21 protein-coding genes are annotated in these 24,139 nt (G+C 70.0%); 12 read left to right on the forward strand and 9 right to left on the reverse strand.

The genetic code is table 11. The features are described 5' to 3' along the window. Nucleotides 1–58: 58 nt before the first annotated feature. The 4 genes from VHA72_RS11690 to VHA72_RS11705 form a co-directional block, all read right to left on the reverse strand. The gene (locus VHA72_RS11690) at nucleotides 59–2,215 is read right to left on the reverse strand and encodes a nitric oxide reductase activation protein NorD (protein WP_325575385.1); all 2,157 of its coding nucleotides are present in this window, start codon (nucleotides 2,213–2,215) and stop codon (nucleotides 59–61) included. Nucleotides 2,216–2,220: 5 nt separating this feature from the next. Beyond that, nucleotides 2,221–3,054, reverse strand: a complete 834-nt coding sequence (locus VHA72_RS11695) for a CbbQ/NirQ/NorQ/GpvN family protein (protein WP_325575387.1) — start codon at nucleotides 3,052–3,054, stop codon at nucleotides 2,221–2,223. After that, a complete protein-coding gene (locus tag VHA72_RS11700; RefSeq protein WP_325575389.1) occupies nucleotides 3,051–3,677 on the reverse strand; it encodes a cysteine hydrolase family protein in 627 nt (208 codons plus the stop codon). The genes VHA72_RS11695 and VHA72_RS11700 overlap by 4 nt, the downstream gene beginning before the upstream one ends. Nucleotides 3,678–4,093: 416 nt before the next feature. After that, nucleotides 4,094–4,765, reverse strand: coding sequence for a FadR/GntR family transcriptional regulator (locus VHA72_RS11705; protein WP_325575390.1), 672 nt, complete (start codon nucleotides 4,763–4,765; stop codon nucleotides 4,094–4,096). 200 nt (nucleotides 4,766–4,965) lie between these two features. Here VHA72_RS11705 and VHA72_RS11710 point away from each other — a divergent pair, with 200 nt between their 5' ends. The 3 genes from VHA72_RS11710 (at nucleotide 4,966) to VHA72_RS11720 (ending at nucleotide 8,990) form a co-directional block, all read left to right on the forward strand. Beyond that, nucleotides 4,966–6,219, forward strand: a complete 1,254-nt coding sequence (locus tag VHA72_RS11710; protein WP_325575391.1) for an MFS transporter — start codon at nucleotides 4,966–4,968, stop codon at nucleotides 6,217–6,219. A 69-nt stretch (nucleotides 6,220–6,288) separates the two neighbouring features. Next, on the forward strand, nucleotides 6,289–7,410 hold the full coding sequence (locus tag VHA72_RS11715) for a cupin domain-containing protein (protein ID WP_325575393.1): 1,122 nt from the start codon (nucleotides 6,289–6,291) through the stop codon (nucleotides 7,408–7,410). Then, on the forward strand, nucleotides 7,407–8,990 hold the full coding sequence (locus VHA72_RS11720; RefSeq protein WP_325575395.1) for an ethanolamine ammonia-lyase reactivating factor EutA: 1,584 nt from the start codon (nucleotides 7,407–7,409) through the stop codon (nucleotides 8,988–8,990). Before VHA72_RS11715 ends, VHA72_RS11720 begins: the two co-directional genes overlap by 4 nt. A 51-nt stretch (nucleotides 8,991–9,041) precedes the next feature. Here the strand turns inward: VHA72_RS11720 and VHA72_RS11725 are convergent, their stop codons facing one another. Then, a complete protein-coding gene (locus VHA72_RS11725; RefSeq protein WP_325575396.1) occupies nucleotides 9,042–10,331 on the reverse strand; it encodes an MFS transporter in 1,290 nt (429 codons plus the stop codon). Between the two features lie 274 nt (nucleotides 10,332–10,605). On the opposite strand from VHA72_RS11725, the gene VHA72_RS11730 reads away from it, so the two are divergent. The 3 genes from VHA72_RS11730 to VHA72_RS11740 all read left to right on the forward strand — a co-directional run bounded on the left by VHA72_RS11730 (nucleotide 10,606) and on the right by VHA72_RS11740 (nucleotide 14,687). Continuing rightward, on the forward strand, nucleotides 10,606–11,568 hold the full coding sequence (locus VHA72_RS11730; protein WP_325575398.1) for an ABC transporter substrate-binding protein: 963 nt from the start codon (nucleotides 10,606–10,608) through the stop codon (nucleotides 11,566–11,568). A gap of 121 nt (nucleotides 11,569–11,689) precedes the next feature. Then, complete coding sequence (locus VHA72_RS11735) at nucleotides 11,690–13,453, forward strand: ABC transporter permease (RefSeq protein ID WP_325575400.1); 1,764 nt, start codon at nucleotides 11,690–11,692, stop codon at nucleotides 13,451–13,453. A 52-nt stretch (nucleotides 13,454–13,505) separates the two neighbouring features. Further along, entirely contained in the window at nucleotides 13,506–14,687 is a 1,182-nt protein-coding gene (locus tag VHA72_RS11740) for an ABC transporter ATP-binding protein (protein ID WP_325575402.1), read from the forward strand. Between the two features lie 81 nt (nucleotides 14,688–14,768). On the opposite strand, the gene fgd is transcribed toward VHA72_RS11740, so the two are convergent. Further along, on the reverse strand, nucleotides 14,769–15,833 hold the full coding sequence (gene fgd, locus VHA72_RS11745) for a glucose-6-phosphate dehydrogenase (coenzyme-F420) (RefSeq protein WP_325575404.1): 1,065 nt from the start codon (nucleotides 15,831–15,833) through the stop codon (nucleotides 14,769–14,771). Here fgd and VHA72_RS11750 point away from each other — a divergent pair. Beyond that, nucleotides 15,832–16,953: a CaiB/BaiF CoA transferase family protein gene (locus VHA72_RS11750; protein WP_325575406.1), complete on the forward strand. Its 1,122-nt coding sequence runs from the start codon at nucleotides 15,832–15,834 to the stop codon at nucleotides 16,951–16,953. The two genes, fgd and VHA72_RS11750, sit on opposite strands and share 2 nt — an antisense overlap. Before the next feature lie 4 nt (nucleotides 16,954–16,957). Here the strand turns inward: VHA72_RS11750 and typA are convergent, their stop codons facing one another. After that, nucleotides 16,958–18,847, reverse strand: coding sequence for a translational GTPase TypA (typA, locus tag VHA72_RS11755; RefSeq protein ID WP_325575408.1), 1,890 nt, complete (start codon nucleotides 18,845–18,847; stop codon nucleotides 16,958–16,960). Between the two features lie 100 nt (nucleotides 18,848–18,947). Between typA and VHA72_RS11760 the strand changes: the two genes are divergently transcribed. Genes VHA72_RS11760 through VHA72_RS11770 form a run of 3 tightly spaced genes read left to right on the forward strand, consistent with a single transcriptional unit; the run spans nucleotide 18,948 to nucleotide 20,740 of the window. Beyond that, entirely contained in the window at nucleotides 18,948–19,406 is a 459-nt protein-coding gene (locus VHA72_RS11760; protein WP_325575410.1) for a PPOX class F420-dependent oxidoreductase, read from the forward strand. 58 nt (nucleotides 19,407–19,464) lie between these two features. Then, complete coding sequence (locus VHA72_RS11765) at nucleotides 19,465–20,445, forward strand: M4 family metallopeptidase (RefSeq protein WP_325575412.1); 981 nt, start codon at nucleotides 19,465–19,467, stop codon at nucleotides 20,443–20,445. Between the two features lie 19 nt (nucleotides 20,446–20,464). Then, complete coding sequence (locus tag VHA72_RS11770) at nucleotides 20,465–20,740, forward strand: protealysin inhibitor emfourin (RefSeq protein ID WP_325575413.1); 276 nt, start codon at nucleotides 20,465–20,467, stop codon at nucleotides 20,738–20,740. A 22-nt stretch (nucleotides 20,741–20,762) separates the two neighbouring features. Here the strand turns inward: VHA72_RS11770 and VHA72_RS11775 are convergent, their stop codons facing one another. Next, the gene (locus tag VHA72_RS11775) at nucleotides 20,763–21,452 is read right to left on the reverse strand and encodes an aspartate/glutamate racemase family protein (protein ID WP_325575414.1); all 690 of its coding nucleotides are present in this window, start codon (nucleotides 21,450–21,452) and stop codon (nucleotides 20,763–20,765) included. 41 nt (nucleotides 21,453–21,493) lie between these two features. Beyond that, a complete protein-coding gene (locus tag VHA72_RS11780) occupies nucleotides 21,494–22,237 on the reverse strand; it encodes an SDR family NAD(P)-dependent oxidoreductase (RefSeq protein ID WP_325575415.1) in 744 nt (247 codons plus the stop codon). A gap of 116 nt (nucleotides 22,238–22,353) precedes the next feature. Here VHA72_RS11780 and mshA point away from each other — a divergent pair, with 116 nt between their 5' ends. Together mshA and VHA72_RS11790 are read left to right on the forward strand one after the other, a co-directional pair. Beyond that, nucleotides 22,354–23,604 carry a D-inositol-3-phosphate glycosyltransferase gene (mshA, locus tag VHA72_RS11785; protein ID WP_524538595.1) on the forward strand — a complete coding sequence of 417 codons (1,251 nt, stop codon included), beginning with the start codon at nucleotides 22,354–22,356 and terminating at the stop codon, nucleotides 23,602–23,604. After that, the gene (locus VHA72_RS11790) at nucleotides 23,601–24,068 is read left to right on the forward strand and encodes a type III secretion system chaperone family protein (RefSeq protein WP_325575417.1); all 468 of its coding nucleotides are present in this window, start codon (nucleotides 23,601–23,603) and stop codon (nucleotides 24,066–24,068) included. The genes mshA and VHA72_RS11790 overlap by 4 nt, the downstream gene beginning before the upstream one ends. Nucleotides 24,069–24,139: the final 71 nt, after the last annotated feature.

The following is a 24,139-nucleotide window of genomic DNA, read 5'->3' on the forward strand; positions in this document are numbered from 1 at the left end:
ACCCGATCGGGTGGCGGGGCGCTGTGCGTCTCCCCGCCACCAGTCGGGCGGACGTGGCTCAACCCGTCGTCGCCTCCTGGCGGACGGCGAGGTACAGGTCGGCCAGCGCCTGCGGCAGCTCCGAGGTCTCCCCGATGACGTGGTACGTGCGCGGATCGCAGGCCCGGGACAGGTAGTCCTCACCCTCGGGGTCGACCGTGACGAGATACGGGTGCACGCCCCCGGCCCGGGCCTCCTCGAGCGCCTTGGCGGTGTCGGCGACGGTGTAGTCGAGGATCGCCTCGTCGCCGTACTGCTGACCGTAGTCGATGTCGAACGGCCGGCCGTCGGAGATCACGACCAGGATCTTCGTCACCGCGTCCACGCTCGCCAGCCGCTCGGCCAGGTGACGGATCGCCGGCGCCATCCGGGTGGTGTGGTCGGGAACGAGGCCGCCGAGTCGGCGCCACACGGTCGGCGTGAGCCGCTCCTCGACGTCCTTGACCACCGTGAGACGGACCTCGTCACGGCCGCTGCCGCTGAAGCCGTAGATGCCGAAGTCGTCTCCGACGCGGCTCAGCGCCTCGGCGACCAGGCTCACCGCGTCGCGCTGCAGATCCAGAACACGGCGGACGGTGCCCGGCGCATCCGGCTCGGGCGGCAGCACGATCGCGGTCGAGGCGGACAGGTCGATGGCGAAGGCCACCACGACCTCGCGGCGGCGCTGCCGCAGGTCGGTGAAGACCCGCTCGCTCGGCTCGACCCCGGTGCGGAGGTCGATCATCGCATCGATGCACGCGTCCAGGTCCAGGTCGTCGCCGGTGATCGCGCGGCGCGTGATCGTGCGCCCCTGCGCGGAGACCCGCTCGAGGCTGCGGACCAGCGCCGAGACCAGGTGTCCGTAGCGGGCCAGCGCACGGAAGTGCCCGTGGTCGGAGCGGTCCGAGGGCGCCGGCCGGACGCGGACCAGGGCGTGATCCGGCAGCAGCCGTCCGGCGTACACGTCCCACTCGGGGTAGGTGAACTCGTGCGGCCCCCCGGCCTGGAGCGGCCCCGACGACGCCAGTACGCCGTCGGTCGGCCCCGGCAGCGGCACGGCCGGACGGAGATCGGGGGTGAGATCGGAACGGTCCGACTGGCTCGGCGTGGCCCCCTCCGCCGGCGGGGCGGCGCCGGTCGCGTCCTCGGTGTCCTCGTCGTCCGAGTCGGTGCCGTGCGCGGGCCGGGTGGACCGCTGAGCGACCTGCGGGAGGAGCTCCGCCAGGGAGAGGTCGGCGGCCCGCTCCCCCACGTACCTCGGGCCGGGCCAGTCGCGATAGGCGACCGGGACATACCACCCGGCGAAGCCCTCGGCGCCGGCCAACCGCTCCGGGAGCGAGGCGATGTCGTCGGGACGGAAGTCCTCGGGGTCGCCGTCGAGCTCGGCGAAGCGGATCTCGTGGGTGGCACGATGCGCACCCGCGGTGGGGAGGTCGGCGAGGACGTGACAGATCCGCAGCGCGGCCTCGACGCTCGACTCGACGGTGGCGCGGGGGTCGCGCAGAACGCGGGCGACGGCCGCGATGCGGCCGATCGGCTCCTCCATCACGGTGGCCGCCCACACCAGTGAGCCGCCGAGGCTGAGCCGCACCAGCGCCTCGATCGCAGCGGCCCGCGGGAAGAGCGAGGCCGGCTGCGGCCGCTCGTGCAGCGCACCGTGGCGCACGCCCTTCGCCGCCCGGGCCATACCCGGGTAGAGCCGGTCGGTGGCCGCGTCGATGCGCAGGTCCTCGCACGTCGCGAAGATGTGCACGCCGAGCAGAGAGTGGCCGAAGAGCGCGGCCAGCCGCTCCAGCTGCGGTACGCCGGGATCGCCCGTGTCGACCGGGCGCAGCCGCTCGAAGAGCGGCTCGTCCTCATCGAGGTCGAGCGCGAAGGTCCCGAGCGTCTGGTGCATCGCCCGGTGGGTCATCGCCACCTGGTACCACTCGTCGGCGGTGAACTCGGCGTGGTCGTCCAGCGGCGCCCGGGAGGGCAGCCACACCGTGGTCTCGGTGTCGGCGTGCTCCCACGGGCTCGACCCGTCGTCGTAGGGAACCAGCGAGCAGATCTCCCCGCACAGCGCCCGGTCGTAGAGCGCGAGCGAGTGCCGGGTGCGCTCGCGGCCGGCCGCCTCCTCGAGCGCATCGAGGACGCTCGCATCGTCGAGATCTGCCGACTGACGAGGGACGGAGCGGCCGGTGGCGGCGGTCGTCATCGGGATCAGGCCGGGAAGACGGCGGTGACCACCTGAGTGATCGCCTCCTGCACGTCGGGGTCGTCGGTGAGCGCCTGCACCAACCCGACGTCGCAGGCGCGCCGCGGCGTGATGCCACGCGCGATGAGAGCGCCCACGTGGACGAGCAGCCGGGTGCCCGGACCCTCGATGACGCCGGCCTCACCGAGCCGGCGGAGCTGCTCGCCGAGGAACGCCAGCTGTGTCGCCGTATTCTCCTCGACTGCCGCCTCGTGGGCGATGATCCGGGTCTCGAGCGCACGGTCGGGGTAGTCGAACTCGATCGCCATGAAGCGCTGCCGAGTGCTCGGCTTCAGGTCCTTTGCGGACGCCTGGTAGCCCGGGTTGTAGGAGACGACGAGCAGGAAGTCGGGGTGCGCCTCCAGCGTCGTGCCCAACCGCTCGATCGGCAACATCCGCCGGTGATCGGTGAGGGCATGCAGGATCACCGTGGTGTCCTTGCGTGCCTCCACCACCTCGTCGAGATAGCAGATCGCGCCGCCGCGCACCGCCTGCGTCAGCGGGCCGTCCAGCCAGGTGGTGCCCTCGGCCGAGAGCAGGTAGCGGCCGACCAGGTCGGCCGAGGTCAGGTCGTCGTGACAGCTGACGGTGACCAGCGGCTGCTCGGGCGCGTCGGCGCGCTGCCCGAACAGGCGCCACGCCATGTGCTCGACGAAGCGCGTCTTGCCACAGCCGGTCGGCCCCTTGAGCAGGACCGGGATGCGCTGCTCGTACGCCGCGGCGAAGAGCTCGACCTCGTCATGGACCGGGAGATAGAAGGGCGCCTCGGTCGCGGTGGGCGCGGGACTGGTCGTGGTCACGCGGTGGTCCTCTCCGGGGTCTGGATCATGGTGCCGATCTCCTTGACGGTACGCACGCGCACCATCCGCGGGAAGATCGTGTCGCAGAAGTAGTCGCGCTGCTCCCGGTGGCCGGTGCACGCGTCCTTGACGACGATCATCTGGTAGTCGAGGTCACGGCCGGCATAGACCGTGCTCGCCACGCCGACATGGGTCGAGCCGCCACAGATCAGCACCGTGTCGATGCCCTGCACCCGCAGGGTGAGATCGAGCGCCGTGCCGTGGAAGGCGCTCCACCGGTGCTTGCGGATGTCGATGTCGGCCGGCCCTTGGCCCAGCTCGGCCAAGGAGCGGTAGTCGCTGCCCGCGCTCGGCCGGGTCGGCTGCGGGTGCTCGTCGGTCCACGGCTCGAACCGGCGGTCGACGTCGGCGACGACCCGGGTGAAGTCAGCGCCGTCCTCCCGGTGGTCGGCACGGGCGAAACAGATCAGGATCCCGTTGTCGCGGGCGACCTGCACCAGCTCCTGGGCGTACGGGAGCGCGCCCGACGCCTCGATCTCGCTGCGGTAGCACTCGAGCATGTCGAAGACGATCAGCGCGGTTCGGGTGGGGTCGATGACGTGGGGCTCGGGACGGGTCCACATGGGAGTTCCTCTCGAAGACGGGACCGGACGGTCTAGTCGTGACGCTCGTTCTTGCTGAAGTCGTGGTCCGTGCCGACCGTGGCGCGGAACTCCCACGTGATCTCGCCGGGACGGCGGAGAGGCACGTCGTCGCGCACAGGCGCTCCCTTCCAGCCGAAATGGTCTATCCATTGACCATCAGCAACATAACATCACCGGAGGTCTGCGGCGAGAGGCCCGAACACGGCTGGCACCCGGCCGGGAGGCGAGAGTCCAGCATGGCGACTGTCGCGGCGTGACCGGAGTGCGGCCCGGGGCCTCGGGGCCGCCATCGCCGAGTCCCTGGTCGGCAGCATGGGCCATGCCTGGGCACGGAGCCTGAACCCCGACCCCGCGGCTCTCCGGCCGCGTTGATCGACCGGACCGGGCCCGCCCGCTCAGTCGGTCGTGGACCCGACCCGCTGGGCGGTCCGGTCGAGGTGGGTGCCCATGACGTCGCGGGCCGCCTCGAGGTCGCGCTGCTTGACCGCCTCGGCGAGGCGCCGGTGCTCCTCCACCCCTTGACGGCTCATCGGCGCAGCGAGGTGGGACTCCTCGATGGACATCCGCATCGGCCCATGGAAACTCTGCATCAGCATCTCGATGGCCGGGTTGTGGGTGCACTCGGCGAGCCGGATGTGGAAGGCGGCCGACATCTCGATGTTGTAGGTGCCGCCCTCGAGGGCCTGCTCGGCCTCGGCCACCATGGCGAACAGCGCCTCGACGTCCTCGTCCGTGGCACGCTCGACCGCCAGGGGGAGTACGCCGAGCTCGACGATGAAGCGGGCCTCGGTGACGTTGGCGGCCGTCATCCGGGCCAGCGAGATCAGATCCGCGAGCCCCTCACCGAGCCGCTCGGCGGATGGCGTCGTCAGGAACGCGCCACCATGGGCGCCGACCCGGATGGTGAGCAGGCCGCTCGCCTCGAGCACGCGCAGTGCCTCGCGGACGGTCACCCGGCTGACGCCGAACCGCTGGCACAGCTCGCGCTCGCTGGGCAGGCGGTCGCCCGGCTGGAGCTTGCCGTCCCGGATCAGGACCTTGATCTGGTCCACGATCACCTGCGACACCCGATCGACATTGACCGGACTGAACAAGTCCGGAGCGTTCAGCGCCTTGTCCGAGCTTGCCGCCATCGTCCTGCCTTCCGGGCATGTCGCGTTGCATCACCTGCGTTCGCGAACCCTAGTGCTTCGACGGCCGCCTGTGATAGGACCCTGTATCGGCCTGATGGTATGACATATCGCGTGAGCGACCCAAGGAGGCGCGGGTGCCGATCGCCCCCATCCTGCGAAATCGAGACTTCGATCTCTACTGGTCAGGCGTCATCCTGTCGCAGGTCGGGAGTCGCGGAACGATCGCCGCCAATCTCTTCCAGGTCTATGAGCTGTCCGGCTCGCTGGGGACCACCGGACTGGTGGGCGCCGCCCAGGCCGTCGCGCTGCTCGTCCTCAGCCCGCTGGGTGGGGCGTACGCCGACCGGCTCGACCGGCGGCGTCTCCTGCAGTGGTCACAGGGGCTGGCGATGGTCGTGGCCGCACTGCTGGCCGTGCTGACGATGGCCGGCCACGTGACGACATGGGAGGTGCTCGCCTCGGTCATCCTCACCACGGCCGCGGGCACCTTCGACCAGCCGGCCCGCCAGGCACTCATCCCGGCACTGGTGCCGGCCGAGCAGCTGCCGCAGGCGTTCGCGCTGATCAATCCCTCACGCGAGCTCGCCGTGCTGATCGGCCCGGCGCTCGCGGGCATCCTGATCGCGGTGAACGGACCCGGCCTGATGTACCTCGTCGACGCGGTCACCTACGCCGTCCTCGTCCTCGACCTCGGCCTGATCAGGGTCGTCCATCTGCCCGGCGCGCCGCGCCACGAGTCGGTCTGGCGCCAGATCGGCGAGGGCTTCTCCTTCGTCCGACATCGCAGGATCGTGTGGATGATGATGTCCCTCGACCTCTCGGCGACGCTCTTCTCCTCCTATCGCGTCGTCCTGCCCGATCTCTCGGTGCACCGCCTCCACATCGGGGCGACCGGCTACGGCCTGCTCTCCTCGACGCCCTCGCTGGGCGCGCTGCTGGCGACGTACACCGTCTTCCGGGTGGTCGGGAGCAGTCGCAGACTGGGCCGGGTGCTGCTGATCTCGACGGTGGCCTACGGGCTCAGCGCGATTCTGCTGGCCCGCGCCGGCATGGTCCCGCTCGCGGTCCTCGCCCTCCTGCTGCTGGGCGCGTGCGACGCGATGGCGACGACGATCCGACAGGCCGCCGTCCAGCTCGAGACGCCGCACGAGTTACGCGGTCGCGTCTCGGCGACGTACCAGATGGCCTCCAAGGGCGGCCCGGCGCTCGGCGACACCTTGATGGGCGCGGCGGCCGGCGCGATGGGGCCGGGCACCTCGCTGCTCCTCGGCGGCATGCTCACCATCGGATACGTCGGCGCCTTCCTCGGCAGCAGCAATCCGGTCCGCCGCTACACCGGCGCCCGGGCCGCGGAGGCCGAGCCGGCCGGAGCGACAACGGCGGGCTGATCCGGTGTGACTCTTGACATATCCGGCATTGGTAATACCATTGCACCAAATCGAGAGGATGGAGGAGACGTGACCAAGGACGCGCTCGTATCGGAGAAGATGGCGAAGAACTTCGTCAACGAGAAGGACTCGCCCTACGTCCGGTGGGTGGCCGACGAGGGTCTCGACATCATCGCCGCGCACTACATCCCCGACCTCAACACGGTCGAGCTGAAGCCCTGGGAGCGTCGCGGCGGCCGCGGTGTCTTCATCAACCACGAGGCGTCCCGCACCTCGAACGACTGCTACGTCTGCGAGATCCCGGCCGGCGGCAAGCTCGCCCCCCAGCGCCAGCTCTTCGAGGAGATGATCATGGTGCTGTCGGGCCACGGCTCGACCTCGGTCTGGAACGACAAGGGCGACAAGGTCACCTTCGAGTGGGGCCCCGGCTCCCTGTTCGCGATCCCGCTCAATACCTGGCACCAGCACTTCAACGGCTCGGGTACGACGGCGGCGCGCTTCGTCTCCTCGACGAACATGCCGCCGATCATCAACCTCTACGACGAGCCCGAGTTCGTCTTCAACACCTCGCACGACTTCCTCGGCCGGTTCAACGGCGAGCCCGACTACTTCTCCGACAAGGACGACCGAGAGGGCCTGCTGCTCAAGACGAACTTCGTCTACGACGCGATCAACCTCCGCCTCAACGAGGCCAAGGAGCGCGGCGCCGGCGGTGGCCACGTCCGCTTCATGATGGCCAAGGGCTCGATGAACAGCCACATCTCGCAGTTCCCGATCGCGACGTACAAGAAGGGCCACCGGCACGGACCCGGCGCTCACGTCATCATCATGAGCGGCGAGGGCTACTCGCTGATGTGGCCCGAGGGCGAGGAGCCGCGGCGGTACGAGTGGAAGGCCGGCTCGATGATCGTGCCTCCGAACATGTGGTATCACCAGCACTTCAACACCGGTGACACGCCCGCCCGCTACCTCGCCTTCAAGCATGAGGTCGTCTCCATCCGCAACGCACAGGGCGTGCCGAAGGCCTGGATCAGCCAGCGCATCGGCGGCGACCAGATCGATTACGCCGACGAGTCGCCGCTGGTCCGCGACACCTTCGCCAAGGCGCTCGCCGACAAGGGACTCACCCCGCAGATGGACGCCGCGTACGCCGCGGAGCTCGAGGACCTCCCGCCGCTGCCGACCGCATGAGCATCGGGGCGGGCCACCACGATCACGGCCACGGGCACGGGCACGCGCACGGCGTCGACGACGACCACGACGACGGCGTCGAGATGCCGCTGGAGGAGAACCCGATCTGGCAGCAGGACAACGTCGTGCTGCACAGCGTGGGCGTCGACATCGGCTCCTCGGGCACCCAGGTGGCCTTCTCCCGACTGCACCTGCGCCGCCTGAGCGAGGACCTCACCAGCCGCTATGTCGTCGTGCGCCGCGAGACCCACTACGAGTCCGAGGTGCACCTGACGCCGTTCGTCGACCACGACGGCGACCTCTTCATCGACTCGGTCGCCCTCGGCACCATGCTCGACACCGCGTACAACGAGGCGCGGGTGACGCCCGAGCAGATCGACACCGGCGTCGTGATCCTCACCGGCGAGGCGTTGCGGCGCCGCAACGCCGAGCTGATCGCCTCGGTGGTCAGCCAGCGCGCCGGCGACCTGGTCTGCGCCACCGCCGGCCACCACATGGAGGCCATGCTCGCGGCGTACGGCTCCGGCGCCGTGGCGGCGTCTCACCATGGCCGCAGCCGGCTGCTCAACATCGACATCGGGGGCGGCACGACCAAGCTGACCCTGGTGGACGGCGGCCGGATCCTCGCCACGGCCGCCTTCCACGTCGGCGGCCGGCTGGTGGCGGTCGGTCCCGACGGCACCGTCATCCGGCTCGAGCCGGGCGGCGCGCGTCACGCGGCTCGGGCCGGCGTCCCCGTCGGCCTGGGCAGCACAGTGGGTGACCGGGACCTTGCCGCCATCGCCGAGCGGATGGCCGAGGAGCTCCTCGCCGCCCTCCACGGAGAGTCCTCCACCGCCCCTGAGCTGTGGTTGACCAGCCCGCTGCCGGAGTTCACCGACGTCGATGGCGTCGTGTTCTCCGGTGGGGTCTCGGAGTACGTCTACGGCACCGAGTCGCGCACCTTCGGCGACCTGGGACCGGCGCTTGGCGCCGCCCTTGCCGCCGCCGGCGCCGAGGGGCGCCTGCCCGGACCGATCCTGCCCGCCGACGCTCGCATCCGGGCCACCGTGCTCGGCGCGTCGGAGTACACCGTGCAGCTCAGCGGCATCACCAGCTTCATCAGCGATGCCGAACGGACCCTGCCGCGACGGAACCTCCCGGTGGCCCAGCCGCACTACGAGCTCGGCGAGGTCGTCGACACCGCCGCGGTGGAGGAGGAGATCCGTCGCCACGTGGAGCGCTTCGGCGTCCCCGACGCCGAAGACCTGGCGCTGGCACTGCGGTGGGACGGGCCACCGGAGTACGCCCGCATCCGGTCGCTGGCCGAGGCACTGGTGAAGGCCCTCGACGCCCGCATCGCCGCGGGCGTGCCGCTCTACCTGATCCTGGACGCGGACGTGGCCCGCACCCTCGGACTGCTGCTGCACGACGAGCTCGGCGTGACCAACGACCTGGTGGTGCTCGACGGCGTGCTGCTGCGCGACTTCGATTACGTCGATCTCGGTCGAGTACGCCAGCCCTCCGGGACGGTCCCGGTGACGATCAAGTCCCTGGTCTTCTCGGCCATGGAGAGCGCTCCGACCGAGTCGATGGGCTGACGTGGACCCGACGACCCTCTCCTGGGCTACGGCCGCCACCCACTGTCCGTCCTACGCCGAGGCGGCCGTGGTCCGCTCCTGGGCGTCGATCGCGGCGGCATAGCCCGCCTCGAGCGTGGGTCGTGTCCGGATCAGGGCGATCGCCGCGACACCGGCGACCAGGGAGACGATCCCGCCACAGAGCACCGAGGACCTGGCGCCGACGGCGCCACCGAGCCAGCCGACGATCGGCGCGCCCACCGGCGTCGTGCCCTGCCGAATGGCGACATAGAGCGCCAGCACCCGGCTGCGCATGTGTGGCAGCGTCGACATCTGCACCGAGCCGTTGGCGCTGTTGAGGAACGTGATCGAGGCGAAGCCGGTCGGGACCAGGAGGACGGCGAAGAGCAGGTACGACGGTGCCAGCGCCGAGACCGTGACGATGATCCCGAAGCCGATCGCCGACGCGATGAGCAGCGAGAGCCGCGGTCGCCTTCGGCTCGCTCCGCGCAGCGTTCCGGAGAGCGAGCCCACCGCGATCATGGAGCCGAGCAGTCCGTAGGCCTCCGGTCCACGATGGAAGGCTCCGGTCGCCATCAGCGCGTTGGTGAGCTGGTAGTTCAGGCCGAACGTGGCGACTACCGCGGTCAGTCCGAAGACGAGCAGCAGATCCGGTCGGCCGATGACATAGACCAGACCCTCTCGGACCTGTCCCCTGGCTCGCGGCAGCCTCGGCACCGGCCGCATCCGGACCGGGTTCATCAGGGCCAGCGCCACCAGGGCGGCGATGAAGCTCGCGGCGTTGACCAGGAATGCCGGCCCGGTGCCCCAAGCCGCGATGATCAGACCGGTGACGCCGGGTCCGACGAGGCGAGCGAGGTTGGTGCTGGTGCTGTTCATGCTCACCGCGCTGAGCACGTCCTCGAGCGGGACCAGCTCGCTGATCAGCGCCTGCCGCGTCGGCTGGTCGAACGCGCTGCCGAAGCCCAGCACGGTCGCACACAGGAAGACGTCCCACAGTCGGGCGGTGTGCGTGACCACGAGCAGCCCCATCGCCAACGCCGCCAGCCCCATCGCCGTCTGGGTGACCACCAGCACGCGCCGCTTCGGCCACCGGTCGGCGAGGACACCGGCATGCGCCGAGAGCAGGAGCATCGGGAGGTACTGCAGCGCGCTGGTGACGCCGACGGCGAGTCCGGAGTGGTCGGTCAGATCGACCAGGACCAGCCAGTCCTGCGCCACCCGCTGCATCCAGGTCCCGAGATCGGAGACCACCTTGCCGGCGATCCAGCAACGGAAGTTCGGCTCGCGCAAGGACCGAAAGGCCGACGCGGACGTCCCCGCCGTAGGAGAAGAGGTCATCCGCAAGTCACCTCATGAAGTTCATTGACAAATGGTCAGACCATCGTGCCATACTCGACCCCAAGACGTGACGTACGCCACGCTAGGCGTTCGTCCTTGCCGGTCCCGAGCAGACGTGGCCGGCGGGCAAGAAGGGAAACGTGGAATGAGGACGAGGCGATCTCTCCAGCGGGCAGCCGTTCCGCTGGTCGCGCTCGGGCTGGCTCTCACCGTGGCGGCCTGTGGCTCGAGCTCCTCGGATAGTGGCAGCTCCTCGGGAACCAACTACAACACGATGTCCGACGCGGACCTTGCGAAGGCGGCCAACGCCGAGGGCAAGGTGACGTGGTACACGACGTTCAGCTCCGATGACGTCGACCCGATGATCAAGGCCTTCAACAAGACCTACCCGAAGATCAAGGTCGACGCGCTTCGGCTGAGCGCCGACCAGATCCCGCCGAAGATCATCACCGAGCAGAAGGGCCACCAGTACACCGCCGACGTGGTGAGCGGCGACTCCCCGCAGGTCGCTCAGCTCATCCAGGCGAAGGCACTGCAGCCCTACACGCCGCCGGACCAGACCGCGCTGCCGAAGGGCCTGTCCCTGCCGAAGGGCTACGAGGGCGTCGTCTACACGAACACGACCCCGATCGCGTGGAACCCGACGGTGGTGGCGCAGAAGCACCTCCCCGTCCCGACCGGGATCGAGACGTTCACCCAGCCGGCCTGGAAGGGCCAGTTCTCGATCGACCCGTCGGCGATCAACTGGTACGACTCCCTGATCAAGTCGATGGGCCACGACAAGGCGCTCGACCTGGTCAAGCGTCTGGGCGACAATGACCCGGTCTTCGTGGAGAGCCACACCGAGGCGCTCACCGATGTCCAGTCGGGTGAGCCGGCCGGAGCGGCCACGATCTACGGCTACAAGGCGGCGTCGATGAAGAAGGACACTCCGAACCAGGTGGAATTCCTCAACATCAACCCGCTCCCGTCGTCGCTCAACCTGACCGACGTGGTCGCGAACGCGCCGCACCCCGCGGCCGCCCGCCTCTTCGACGACTGGCTGGTCTCGCAGGAGGGCCAGCAGGCGATCGTCGACGAGACCAACCACACCTCGATCCGCCCCGACGTGAAGAACGACCCGACCGTCTGGGACGAGTCGAAGTGGCCCGCCGCTTGGGGAGACCCGATGCTGAGCCCCTCGGCGTACAACTCCGAGCTCGCGGAATACCAGCAGGCGCTGCACGCGCCGCAGTGATGCCCCGCCGCGGAGGTCGGCTCGGCCGGCCTCCGCGGTCATCCCTTTCCTGACAGCGAACCTGTCACTCACTCTCCGCCCGGCCGCCGTCCCGATCCGATTCGGAGGAACACCGCTCGTCATGGCCATCCTGCTCGACACCCCGCCCCGCCTCGAGGCGACACCGCCCCCGCAGAGCCCCCGCCTGGGCTGGCGCCGCTTCGTCAACGGCCGCTACATCACCCTGACGCTGGCCTCGATCCTGGTCGCCTACCTCGCCCTCGTGCCGGTCTGCACGATGGTCTACGCAAGCCTCCAGTCGAACTTCCTCGGCGTCGGCGGCAGCCATTGGACCCTGGGCAACTACGGGCGGACCTTCACCCAGCACGGGTTCTGGCCACTGGTCGCCAACTCGTTCGGGTACGCCGTCTCCACCTCGGTCGTCTGCATCGCCATCGGCTTCGGGCTGGCCTGGCTGGTCACCCGCACGAACGCGCCGTTCAAGGCGTTCGCCCGCGCCGCGGCGCTGGTGCCGATGATCATCCCCGGCATCCTGAACACCATCGCGTGGAGTCTGCTGCTCTCACCCGAGCAGGGTCCGGTCAACCAGCTTCTGCGCAAGATCGGCCTGCCGTCGTTCGACGTGTACTCCCTGCACGGCATGATCTTCGTGCAGTCGATGCATGTCGTCCCGATCGCCTTCCTGATGGGCACGGCGGCGTTCTCCGCGATGGATTCCTCCCTGGAGGAGGCGGCGATGGCGTCGGGGGCCTCGCCGCTGCGGACGTTCTTCACGATCACGCTCCGCATGGTGCGCCCGGCGATCTTGTCCGCGGCGCTGCTGATGTTCATCCAGTCGATCTCGACCTTCGACGTACCCCAGCTGATCGGCGTGCCCGGGCACACCTACGTCTTCGTCAGCAAGATCTACGCCGCGCTGCAGCAGTTCCCCGCGGACTACGGCACCGTCGGCACGATCGGCGTCTTCATCCTGGTCATCGCGGTCATCGGCCTGCTGCTCTCCAGGCGCGCCAGCAAGGGCGCGGCCGTCCAGACGATCACCGGCAAGGGGTTCAAGGCCACCGTGCAGGACATCGGCAGGTGGCGCTGGGTGGGCTTCGCCTGCTTCGTCCTCTTCTTCCTCGTCGCGGTGGTGATGCCGCTCGCGATGCTGCTGTGGTCCTCGCTGCTGCCCGGATACGAGCCGCCGAGCATCAGCGCTCTGCACGACCTGTCCTTCAAGAACTACTCCAACGTCTTCCACCGTCCGGTGCTGATGAAGTCGCTGAAGAACAGCATCATCATCTCCTTCAGCGCCGCGCTCATCGTGACGATCCTCAGCGCGGTGGTCGCCTACATCACCGTCAAGACGAAGATCATCGGCCGCGGCATCCTGGACAGCCTGGCGACCATCCCGATCGCGGTGCCGAGCATCCTGATGGGCGTCGGCATCCTCTACTTCTACCTGTCCGCACCGCTCCCCGTGCACCTCTACGGCACGTTCACGATCATGATCATCGCGTTCGTCACGATCACGATGCCGTACGGCATGCGGTACGTCGTACCCGGCATGTCGGCGATCAAGGACGAGCTCGAGGAGGCCGCGACGAGCAGTGGGGCGTCCTGGCTGGAGAGCTTCCGCCGGGTCTTCATCCCGCTGCTGATGCCGTCGCTGCTGGCTGCCTTCCTCTACGCGATGATCGTCTCCTTCCGCGAGATCTCGGCGGCGATCTTCCTCTACACCTCCGGCACCGAAGTCGTGTCGGTGCAGATCTACGACCTCTTCCGCAACGGCACCTACCCCGTCGTGGCCGCGCTCGGCATCGTGATGGTCCTCTTCCTGGTCATCCTCGTCGCCGTGATGCAGGGCCTGTCCCGCATCTTCGGCGTCAAGCAGCGCCACTGAGGCGTCCGTTCACCCCAGACCGACCGACTACCGACCAAAGGAATCCAACCCGATGATCAAGCTGACCGGACTGATCAAGCGCTACCCCGGCCGGACGGTGACCGCCAACGCCGTCGACGGCCTCGACCTGGAGATCCCCGAGGGCAAGCTCGTCTCGCTGCTCGGTCCCAGTGGCTGCGGCAAGACCACCACCCTGCGCATGATCGCGGGCCTGGAGCGCAACGACGGCGGCACCATCGAGATCGACGGAACCGTCGTCTCCGACCCCGCTCGCCGGATCTTCCAGGGGGCCGACCGCCGACCCATCGGCATCGTCTTCCAGTCCTACGCGATCTGGCCGCACATGACGGTGGAGCAGAACGTCATGTTCCCGCTCCGCGTCGGCAAGGGGAAGGTCGCCCGGGAGGTAGCGCGCCAGCGGGCGCGCACCGCGCTCGACATGGTCGGCCTGGCCGACTTCGCGACGCGCCCCGCGCCCGACCTGTCGGGTGGACAGCAGCAGCGGGTGGCGCTGGCGCGTGCGCTGGTTCGCCAGCCGAAGGTGCTGCTGCTCGACGAGCCGCTGAGCAACCTCGACAAGGGCCTGCGCGACCGGATGCGCGACGAGATCCGCGCCGTCCAGCAGCGGTTGGGCATCACGACCGTCTTCGTCACCCACGACCAGGACGAGGCGCTCGCCGTCTCCGACGACGTGATCGTGATGAACCACGGCCGGATCGTCGAGCGTGGCATGCCCCAGGAGATCTACACCTTCCCCCGCGAGGAGTTCACCGCGCGCTTCCTCGGTGTCTCCAACAGCGTGGACGGCGTCGTGGCCTCGGTCGAGGAAGGTGGCTCCGTCACGGTGACCACCGGCTCCGGCCCGCTGACCTGCGTGAACGCACCGCAACTGCGTGAGGGCGAGGCCGTCAGTGTCTTCATGCGACCCGAGAGCCTGCGGCTCTCCCGCAAGGACGGCCCGTGGAAGGGAACGGTGGAGTTCAGCATCTACCACGGCGACTGCTGGGACTACCACGTCCGCGTCGGCGACGACCTGCTCCGGGTGCGGGTCTATCGGGAGAAGGTCGGCATCGCGCACGGCCAGTCGGTGTTCCTCTCCCCCGACCCGGAGAGCGCCATCGTCGTGCCGAAGAGCGGCGCCGACGCCGGTGCGACCGGCGACGCCGCCGGCGTGGACGACGCTGCCGCCGCACCGACGGCGGCCAAGTCGGCCACCGTCTCGGGCTCTCGCTGAGTCGCCAGCGCCCTCCTCACGCGGTACGCCCCTGGCTGCTCGAGCGGCCGGGGGCGTACCGCGTTCAGTGTTCCGACCAACTCAGGCCGTCCCCAGCGCCCTGAGCTCGGAGACGACCTCCTCGGCGAAGGAGCGCAGGAAGTCGGCCTGGTCGTGGCCGGGCGGGTGGAAGACGAGGTGGTTGAAGCCCTGGTCGACGTACGGCTTGACGCCGGCGACCACCTCGTCGGGGCTGGTCGCGACGATCCAGCGCTTGGCGACCTGCTCGATCGGCAGCTCGTCCGCGAGCCGCTGCATCTCCGACGGGTCGTGCACACTGTGCTTCTGCTCGGGGGTGAGGGCGAGCGCGCCCCAGAAGCGGGTGTTCTCCAGCGCTTCCTCGCGGGTGTGCGCGTAGGAGAGCTTGACCTCGATCATCTTGTCGATGCCATCCACGTCGCGACCCGCCGCCTCCGCGCCCTCGCCCAGCGCCGCGATCAGCGAGGCGTACAGCTCCTCGCCCTTCCCGGAGGTGCAGATGAACCCGTCCGCGTGGCGACCCACGCTCTTGGCCATCTGGGGGCCGCCGGCGGCCATGTAGACCGGGATCGGCTGGCCGGGCTTGTCGTAGATCGTGGCGTCCTTGGTGTGGTAGTAGCTGCCCTCGAACGTCACGCGGTCCTCGGTCCAGAGCCGGCGCATCAGCGCGATCGACTCGCGCAAGCGGGCCGAGCGCTCCTTGAACTCCGGCCACTCACCCTCGTTCGGGACCGACCCGACCGCGATCTCGTTGAGCGCCTCGCCACTGCCGACCCCGAGGGCGATCCGGCCAGGGTAGAGCGAACCGAGGGTCGCGAAGACCTGGGCGAGTACGGCGGGGTTGTAGCGGAATGTCGGCGTCAGCACGCTGGTGCCGAGCAGCACCCGCTCGGTCCGCTCTCCGACCGCCGCCAGCCATGGCAGCGCCTGCGGCGCGTGGCCGCCGATGTGGCGCCAGGGCTGGAAGTGGTCGCTGACCCAGACGCTGTCGAGGCCTACCTCCTCGGCCAGGACGGCGTACTCGACGAGGTCGCGGGGGCCGAACTGCTCGGCCGAGGCCTTGTATCCGATCTTCAGCACGTGGACGACGCTACTCGCCGGTCGGTCGTCGGGCAGGATGCTGCCCATGACTGGACCCCTCGCCGGCCTGCGCGTCATCGAGTTCGCGGGCATCGGACCCGGCCCCTACGCCTGCCTCCTGCTCGCCGAGCTCGGCGCGGAGGTGATCCGGGTCGACCGGCCGTCCGCGGGGGGGCTCTTCGACGCCGAGGTGCTCAACCGCAGTCGGCCCACCATCGCGGTCGACCTCAAGTCGCCGGCGGGCGTGGAGACCGTGCTGCGGCTGATCGAGGGCGCCGACGTGGTCGTGGAGGGGCTGCGGCCGGGCGTGATGGAGCGGCTCGGCCTCGGGCCCGAGGAGTGCCTGGGCCGCAACCCGCGGCTGATCTACGGCCGGATGACCGGCTGGGGCCAGACCGGTCCGCTGGCCTCGGCCGCCGGCCACGACATCACCTACGCCGCGCTCACCGGCGCGCTGCACGCCACCGGCTCGGCCGACAAGCCGCGCAACGCGGTCAACCTGGTCGCCGACTTCGGCGGCGGCACGCTCTTCCTGGTGATGGGCATCCTGGCGGCGGTCTTCGAGCGCGGCGTCTCCGGCAGGGGGCAGGTCGTCGACGCCGCGATGGTCGACGGCGCGGCGTCGCTGATGACGATGGTCTACGGCCTGCAGGCGGCCGGCCTGTGGCAGGACCGCCGCGAGGCCAACCTGTTGGACGGCGGTGCGCCGTTCTACGACACCTACGAGTGCGCCGACGGCAAGCACGTCGCCGTCGGGGCGCTGGAGCACCAGTTCTTCGCCGAGCTGATGAAGCACACCGGGCTGTCCTTCGAGCAGTGGGACGTCGCCCGCTGGCCGGAGATGCGCGCGGCGCTGACCGAGGTGTTCCGGTCGCGGACCCGCGACGAGTGGGCGGCGGTCTTCGAGGGCACCGACGCCTGCGTCGCACCGGTGCTCTCGCTGGTCGAGGCACCGGCGCATCCGCACAACGTCGCCCGAGGGGTCTTCGCGCCGTACCGCGACGGTGTGGCGCCCCGGGTGGCGCCGGTCTTCTCCCGCACACCGGCCCTGCCGCCGGGCGAGGTCCACGCCGCCGGCCAGGACACCCGCACCGTGCTGCTGGCAGCCGGCTTCGGCGAGGCCGAGGTGGACGCCCTGTTGGAGCAGGGCGTGGTCACCCAGGCCTGACCGGCTACTTGCTCGCTTTGCGCACCCGGCTCGCGATCTTCGCGCGCTCGTTCTGGTCGAGCACGACCTTGCGGATCCGGATCATCTCCGGGGTCACCTCGACGCACTCGTCGTCGCGGCAGAACTCCAGGCACTGCTCCAGCGAGAGCTTCCGCGGTGGGATGAGCTTCTCGAAGTTGTCCGAGGTGGCGGAGCGGATGTTGGTCTGCTGCTTCTCCCGGGTGATGTTGACGTCCATGTCGTCGGCGCGGGAGTTCTCCCCGACGATCATGCCCTCGTAGACCTCGGTGCCCGGCTCCACGAAAAGGGTGCCCCGCTCCTGGATCGAGGTCATCGCGTACGCCGTCGCCGCGCCCGCGCGGTCGGCCACCAGCGACCCGGACTGACGCGAGCGGATCTCGCCGGCCCACGGCATGTAGCCCTCCGAGATCGAGGAGGCCATGCCGGTGCCTCGAGTCTCGGTGAGGAAGTCGGTGCGGAAGCCGATCAGCCCACGCGCCGGCACCACGAACTCCATCCGCACCCAGCCGGTGCCGTGGTTGGTCATGTTCTCCATCCGGCCCTTGCGGTTGGCCAGCAGCTCGGTGATCGCGCCGAGGAACTCCTCGGGAGCGTCGATGGTCAGGCGCTCGACCGGCTCGTGGACCTTGCCGTCGATCTCCTTGGTGACCACCTGCGGCTTGCCCACCGTCAGCTCGTAGCCCTCGCGCCGCATCTGCTCGACCAGGATGGCCAGCGCCAGCTCGCCGCGGCCCTGCACCTCCCAGGCGTCCGGGCGCTCGGTCGGCAGTACCTTGAGCGACACGTTGCCGACCAGCTCGGCGTCCAGCCGGTCCTTGACCATCCGGGCGGTGACCTTGGCGCCCTTGACCTTGCCGACCAGCGGGGAGGTGTTGGTGCCGATCGTCATCGAGATGGCCGGGTCGTCGACATGGATCAGCGGCAGGGCGATCGGGTTCTCCGGGTCGGCCAGGGTCTCGCCGATCATGATCTCCGGGATGCCGGCGACGGCGACGATATCGCCGGGACCGGCCTCCTCGCCGGGCTCACGGTGCAGGCCCTTGGTGATGAGCAGCTCGGTGATCTTGACGTTCTTGACCTCGCCGCTGCGCTGCATCCACGCGACGGTCTGGCCCTTGCGGATGGTGCCCTGATGGATGCGCAGCAGCGCCAGCCGGCCCAGGAACGGCGAGGCGTCCAGGTTGGTGACGTGCGCCTGCAGCGGCGCGCCCTCGGTGTAGGTCGGGGCCGGGATGGTGTCCAGGATCGTCTTGAACAGCGGCTCGAGGCTGTCGCCCGCGGGGAGGGTCCCGTCGGCCGGCTTCTCCAGCGACGCGATGCCGGCCTTGCCGGAGGCGTAGATGACCGGGAAGTCGAGCGCGTCGTGGCTGTGGCTGTCATCGAGCAGGTCCATGAACAGCTCGTAGACCTCGTCGACGACCTCGTCGATGCGGGCGTCGCCGCGGTCGACCTTGTTGACCACCAGCACCACCGGCATGTCGGCGTTGAGCGCCTTGCGCAGCACGAACCTGGTCTGCGGCAGCGGGCCCTCGCTGGCGTCGACCAGCAGCACGATGCCGTCGACCATCGACAGGCCGCGCTCGACCTCGCCACCGAAGTCGGCGTGCCCGGGCGTGTCGATGATATTGATCGTCAGCCCCTCCGGCGCGCTCGGGCCGGTGTAGTGCACCGCGGTGTTCTTCGCGAGGATCGTGATGCCCTTCTCGCGCTCGAGGTCACCGGAGTCCATCACGCGGTCGGCGACCGACTCGACCTCGTGCTCGGTGAACGCGCCCGCCTGCTTGAGCATGGCGTCGACCAGCGTGGTCTTGCCATGGTCGACGTGCGCCACGATGGCGACGTTGCGCAGGTTGGCCTTCTTTGTTTCGGACATGCGGGAGCGCTCGACTTTCGCGTTGGGATCGGCTCTCATGCTATCGGCGCGCGTCGATATGCCCCGCATCCACGAACGGCCCCGGGGATACGGTCACACCATGCCCAAGATCGCCACCAACACCCGAGTCGGCCTCGCCGAGCTGCTGGAGTTCGTCCGTCCCCGGCACCGAATGGTGCTGGTCACCGCCCGAGCCGACGGGCGCCCGCAGGCCTCCCCCGTCACCGGCGGCGTCGACGGGCAGGGGCGGATCGTCATCTCGACGTACCCGGAGCGGGCGAAGGCCGCCAACCTGCGCCGTACGCCGAGGGCCTCGGTGCTGGTCATCTCCGATGACTGGAACGACCCCTGGGTGCAGGTCGACGGCACCGCCGAGGTGCTCGGCCTGCCCGAGGCGCTGGAGCCGCTGGTGGACTACTACCGCTGCATCTCCGGCGAGCACCCGGACTGGGAGGAGTATCGCGCTGCGATGGTGCGCCAGGGCAAGTCCCTGATCCGGATCACGCCGACATCATGGGGACCGGTGGCCACCGGTGGGTTCCCGCCCCGACAGGCGTGATCCACAGGGCGGCCCACGACCCCTTGAGACTGTCGGTGGTGGCGTGTTGAGTGGCGGTATGACATCTCGGGTCTGCCACTTCATTCCGCCCTACCTCTTCGAGCGGCTGCAGCCGCACCTGGTCGAGGCCGACCGTGCGCTGCGCGCCCGCCGCGAGGCCGGGCCGCATCCCGTCCCCCAAGCCGCGGCCGGCGCTCCCGCCTGGGTGGTGCACACCTGCCACAACACCGCCACGCTGCCGGGTGACGTGGTCAGGTCCGCCGGGCAGCCGGCCTCCGGCGACGACGCCGTCGACGAGGCGGCCAGTGGCATCTCGGCCACCCTCGACCTCTACCGGTCGGTCTACGACCGCTCTTCCTACGACGGCGCCGGCGCCTCGGTGTCGCTGTCGGTGCACTACGAGCAGGGCTACGACAATGCCTACTGGGACGGCACCCAGCTGGTCTTCGGCGACGGCGACGGTCAGGTCTTCGACCGGTTCACCAAGCCGGTCGACGTGCTCGGCCACGAGTTCACCCACGCCGTCACCGAGCGGACCGCCGGGCTGACCTACTCCGGCCAGTCCGGTGCGCTCAACGAATCGGTCTCCGACGTCTTCGGCTCCTGCGTGAAGCAGCGCCTGCTCGGGCAGAGCGCCGACCAGGCCGACTGGCTGATCGGTCAGGGCCTGCTCCTGCCCGGTGTCCAGGGCCGCGCGCTGCGCGACATGGCGCATCCCGGCACCGCCTACGACGACCCGAAGCTCGGCAAGGACCCGCAGGTCGGCGACATGAGCGACTACGTCCAGACCGACGACGACAACGGCGGCGTGCACACCAACTCCGGCATCCCCAACCGGGCGTTCTACCTGGCGGCCATCGCGATCGGCGGCAACAGCTGGGAGGGCGCGGGCCGGATCTGGTATGACGCGCTCACCGGCAGCGACGTCGGTCCCGACACCGACTTCGCCGGGTTTGCAGCCGCGACGGTGGCGGCGGCAGGCGCCAGTCGTGACGAGGTCGCCGCGGCCTGGAAGACGGTCGGCGTGGACGCGGGATGAATGCCGCAAGGGGGTCCGGATGAGCACCGACGAGGGGCGTGTGGTCGCGGTCCGCCGCAGCGGCGGGTTCGCCGGGCTGGTGCACTCGGGGAAGGTCGACCTCGGCAGCGCCGACCCGCGTGCCGGCGAGCTGACCGACCTGGTGGCACATGTCGATCCGGCGGCTGTCGACGAGGGCGAGCCGCGCGCCGACGGGTTCGTCTACGACTTCGATCTGTGTGGGTCGACGTGCCGCGTCCAGGAGCAAGGCCTCACCGACGAGCTGCGCCGGATCGCCGAGCTCGTGCTCTCCTGACCGGCGGGCGGGGCCGGCGGCCTCAGCCGAGCGCGCGGTCGAGGGCGGCCTCGACGTGCACCGTGATCACGTCGAGGACGGGTACCTCGACGTCCTCCTGGCGGACCAGCAGGGACAGCTCGGAGGCCCCGAGGATGACACCCTGGGCGCCGCTGTCCCACAGCTCGTCGACGATCGATGCCACCCGCCGGCGCGAGCTCGGGTTGACGGTGCGGAAGACCAGCTCGTTGTAGATGATCGAGTCCAGGGTCTCCACGTGCACCGGGTCGGGCAGGTTGACGTCGAGCCCGTGGTCGGCGATCCGCTGGGCGAAGAACTCGTTCTCCATGGTGTAGGCGGTGCTGAGGAAGCCCACCGTGGTGATGCCGAGCGCCTGGCACTTCTCGGCCAGCACGTCGGCCAGGTGCACCACCGGGATCGACACCGCGGCGGCGACGGCGTCGTACACCTGGTGGAACGTCGTGGCGCACAGCAGCACGAAGTCGGCACCGGCCTTCTCCAGCCCGGCCGCCGCTCGGGCGAGGATCTCTCCGACGGCGTCCCAGTCGCCGCTCTCCTGCAGCGCGGTGACCTCGGCGAAGTCGATCGAAGCCAGCACGATCTTGGCCGAGTGCAGCCCGCCGAGGCGACGCTGCACGCCCTTGTTGATGCCCTCGTAGTAGGCGGCAGTGCTCTCCCAGCTCATGCCACCGAGGAGTCCGATCGTCTGCACGCCCGGCAGTCTGACACCCGCAGGTGGCGTGCGGAGAATCCTCAGCCGCGGTACACCTTGTGCTGCGCGGCCTGGGCACGCGGCTTGATCACCAGCGAGTCGACGTTGACGTGCGCGGGCCGGGTGACCATCCAGGTGATCGCGTCGGCGATGTCCTCGGCGACCAGCGGCTCCGCCACGCCCTCGTAGACCGCCTCCGCCCGCGCCTGGTCGCCCTCGAAGCGCACCAGCGAGAACTCCTCGGTCCGCACCATCCCGGGCGCGATCTCCATGACCCGCACCGGTTGGTCCCACAGCTCCAGCCGCAACGTCTCGGTGACGACCTTGGTGCCATGCTTGGCGGCGGTGTAGCCGGCACCGCCCTCGTAGGCGATCCGGCCGGCCGTCGAGCCGACGTTGACGATCGCACCTGCCCCCGAGGCGACCAGGGCGGGCAGCAGCGCCCGGGTGACCTGCATCAGCCCGATCACGTTGACGTCGTACATCCGGCGCCAGTCGTCGGTGTCGGCCTGGGCCACCGGAGCGAGGCCGAAGGCGCCGCCGGCGTTGTTCACGAGTACGTCGAGCCGCTCCCCGACCACCGCCGCGAGATCCTCGACCGACTGCTGCGAGGTGACGTCGGTGACCACCGCCGTCCCGCCGATCTCGGCCGCCAGCGCCTCGATCCGCTCGGCGCGCCGGGCGGCGCAGAAGACGTGGTAGCCGGCGCCGGCGAGGGCACGCGCGGTGGCGGCGCCGATTCCGCTGGAGGCTCCGGTGACGACGGCGGTCAGCTGCTGGGTCATGGCCCCAGTCTCGCCTACCGGCTCGCGTACCGACCAGGACGATCGGGAACATAGGGGAGACTGGTGAGGTTGTGGCTGCGCGGTAGTGCGTCCACGACGGCACAGGAAGGGGAGACGTGAGCAGCATCGGCCGGGTGGCGATGATCAGCCTGCACACCTCTCCCCTGGACCAGCCCGGCACCGGCGACGCCGGCGGGATGAACGTCTACGTCCTCGAGCTGGCTCGCCGCCTGGCGGCCCAGGGGGTCGAGGTCGACATCTTCACCCGCGCCACCTCCTCGCGGCTCGACCCGGTCGTCGAGGTCGAGGAAGGCGTGGTGGTCAGACACGTGCACGCCGGCCCGTTCGAGGGCCTGACCAAGGCCGAGCTGCCGGGCCAGCTGTGCGTCTTCGCCCGGGAGGTGCTGCGCACCGAGGCGGCCCACCCGGCCGGCTACTACGACGCCGTGCACTCCCACTACTGGCTCTCCGGCCAGGTCGGCGCGCTCGCCCGCGACCGGTGGGGCGTGCCGCTGATCCACTCCATGCACACCATGGCCAAGGTCAAGAACGAGGCGCTCGCCGATGGCGACTGCCCCGAGCCGACCGCCCGGATGATCGGTGAGGAGCAGGTGGTCGAGGCCGCCGACGTCCTCATCGCGAACACCGACCTCGAGGCCAAGCAGCTCATCAACTTCTACGACGCCGACCCCGGCCGGGTCGAGGTCGTCCACCCGGGCGTGGATCTGCGGGTGTTCCGCCGACAGCCCCAGGCGGACGTACGGCGCCGGCTCGGCCTGCCCGCCGAGGCGACCGTGCTGCTCTTCGCCGGCCGGATCCAGCCGCTCAAGGCCCCCGACGTACTCCTGCGGGCGGTCGCGGTGCTGCTCGCTCGCGACCCCGCCCTGCGCCGACGTCTGGTGGTTCCGGTGGTCGGCGGCCCCTCCGGGTCCGGCCTGGACCGGCCCGAGTCGCTGGCGCTGTTGGCCCGCCAGCTTGGCATCGACGACGTGGTGCGCTTCGTCCCGCCGGTGTCGCAAACCGAGCTCGCCCGCTGGTACGCCGCGGCCACCCTCGTGGCCGTCCCCTCCTACAACGAGAGCTTCGGCCTGGTCGCGATCGAGGCCCAGGCCTGCGGCACGCCGGTGGTGGCAGCCGCGGTCGGCGGCCTGACCACGGCGGTGCACGACGGCCGCAGCGGGCTGCTGGTCGAGGGGCACGGCCCGGCCCAGTGGGCCGACGCGCTGGCCCGGGTGGCCAGTGACCCGGTGCTGCGGTCGCGGCTGGCCGCTGGCGCGGAGAGGCACGCCCGGGAGTTCTCCTGGGAGGCGACCGCACGGCACACCCTGGAGGTCTACGAGCGTGCCCGGGAGAAGGTGACGGCATGAGCCCGCAGCAGGTGATCGAGGACTGGCTGCGCGCCAACGAGATCGAGTGGACCGGGGCCTACTCGTTCGCGCTACCCGGCGAGAAGAAGCTGCAGACGCCCGTCCGGCTCGACCTGGGCCCGCATGCCCTCGGCGTCCACGCCTTCGTGTGCCGACGCCCGGACGAGAACTTCGAGGGCGTCTACCGCTGGCTGCTCGAGCGCAACATGCGGATGTACGCCGTGGCGTTCGGGCTGGACCACCTCGGCGACATCTACCTCGACGCTCGGCTGCCGCTCGCCACCGTGACGCCCGACGAGCTTGATCGTGTGCTCGGCTCGGTGCTGACCTACGCCGACGAGTCGTTCAACACGATCCTCGAGCTCGGCTTCGCCTCCTCGATCCGCAAGGAGTGGGAGTGGCGCCTGCTGCGTGGCGAGTCCACCGCCAACCTGGAGGCCTTCCGCGGCTGGCTCGAGCGTTGACCCAAACGTTGACCCGAACGTTGAGAGGTCACCTTCGGCGCGTCGAGTGTCCAGCGCGTGGACACTCGACC

It is taken from the genome of Nocardioides sp. (assembly GCF_035547795.1).
Taxonomy (GTDB): domain Bacteria; phylum Actinomycetota; class Actinomycetes; order Propionibacteriales; family Nocardioidaceae; genus Nocardioides.

What these genes read in the sequence shown, in the direction of transcription:
- VHA72_RS11790 (WP_325575417.1), top strand. Translation starts at nt 23,601, where the DNA reads ATGAGCCCGCAGCAGGTGATCGAGGACTGGCTGCGCGCCAACGAGATC.
- VHA72_RS11725 (WP_325575396.1), bottom strand. Translation starts at nt 10,331, where the DNA reads ATGACCTCTTCTCCTACGGCGGGGACGTCCGCGTCGGCCTTTCGGTCC.
- VHA72_RS11760 (WP_325575410.1), top strand. Translation starts at nt 18,948, where the DNA reads ATGCCCAAGATCGCCACCAACACCCGAGTCGGCCTCGCCGAGCTGCTG.
- fgd (WP_325575404.1), bottom strand. Translation starts at nt 15,833, where the DNA reads ATGGGCAGCATCCTGCCCGACGACCGACCGGCGAGTAGCGTCGTCCAC.
- VHA72_RS11720 (WP_325575395.1), top strand. Translation starts at nt 7,407, where the DNA reads ATGAGCATCGGGGCGGGCCACCACGATCACGGCCACGGGCACGGGCAC.
- VHA72_RS11740 (WP_325575402.1), top strand. Translation starts at nt 13,506, where the DNA reads ATGATCAAGCTGACCGGACTGATCAAGCGCTACCCCGGCCGGACGGTG.
- VHA72_RS11690 (WP_325575385.1), bottom strand. Translation starts at nt 2,215, where the DNA reads ATGACGACCGCCGCCACCGGCCGCTCCGTCCCTCGTCAGTCGGCAGAT.
- VHA72_RS11700 (WP_325575389.1), bottom strand. Translation starts at nt 3,677, where the DNA reads ATGTGGACCCGTCCCGAGCCCCACGTCATCGACCCCACCCGAACCGCG.
- VHA72_RS11735 (WP_325575400.1), top strand. Translation starts at nt 11,690, where the DNA reads ATGGCCATCCTGCTCGACACCCCGCCCCGCCTCGAGGCGACACCGCCC.
- VHA72_RS11765 (WP_325575412.1), top strand. Translation starts at nt 19,465, where the DNA reads ATGACATCTCGGGTCTGCCACTTCATTCCGCCCTACCTCTTCGAGCGG.
- VHA72_RS11780 (WP_325575415.1), bottom strand. Translation starts at nt 22,237, where the DNA reads ATGACCCAGCAGCTGACCGCCGTCGTCACCGGAGCCTCCAGCGGAATC.
- VHA72_RS11730 (WP_325575398.1), top strand. Translation starts at nt 10,606, where the DNA reads ATGTCCGACGCGGACCTTGCGAAGGCGGCCAACGCCGAGGGCAAGGTG.
- VHA72_RS11770 (WP_325575413.1), top strand. Translation starts at nt 20,465, where the DNA reads ATGAGCACCGACGAGGGGCGTGTGGTCGCGGTCCGCCGCAGCGGCGGG.
- VHA72_RS11750 (WP_325575406.1), top strand. Translation starts at nt 15,832, where the DNA reads ATGACTGGACCCCTCGCCGGCCTGCGCGTCATCGAGTTCGCGGGCATC.
- typA (WP_325575408.1), bottom strand. Translation starts at nt 18,847, where the DNA reads ATGTCCGAAACAAAGAAGGCCAACCTGCGCAACGTCGCCATCGTGGCG.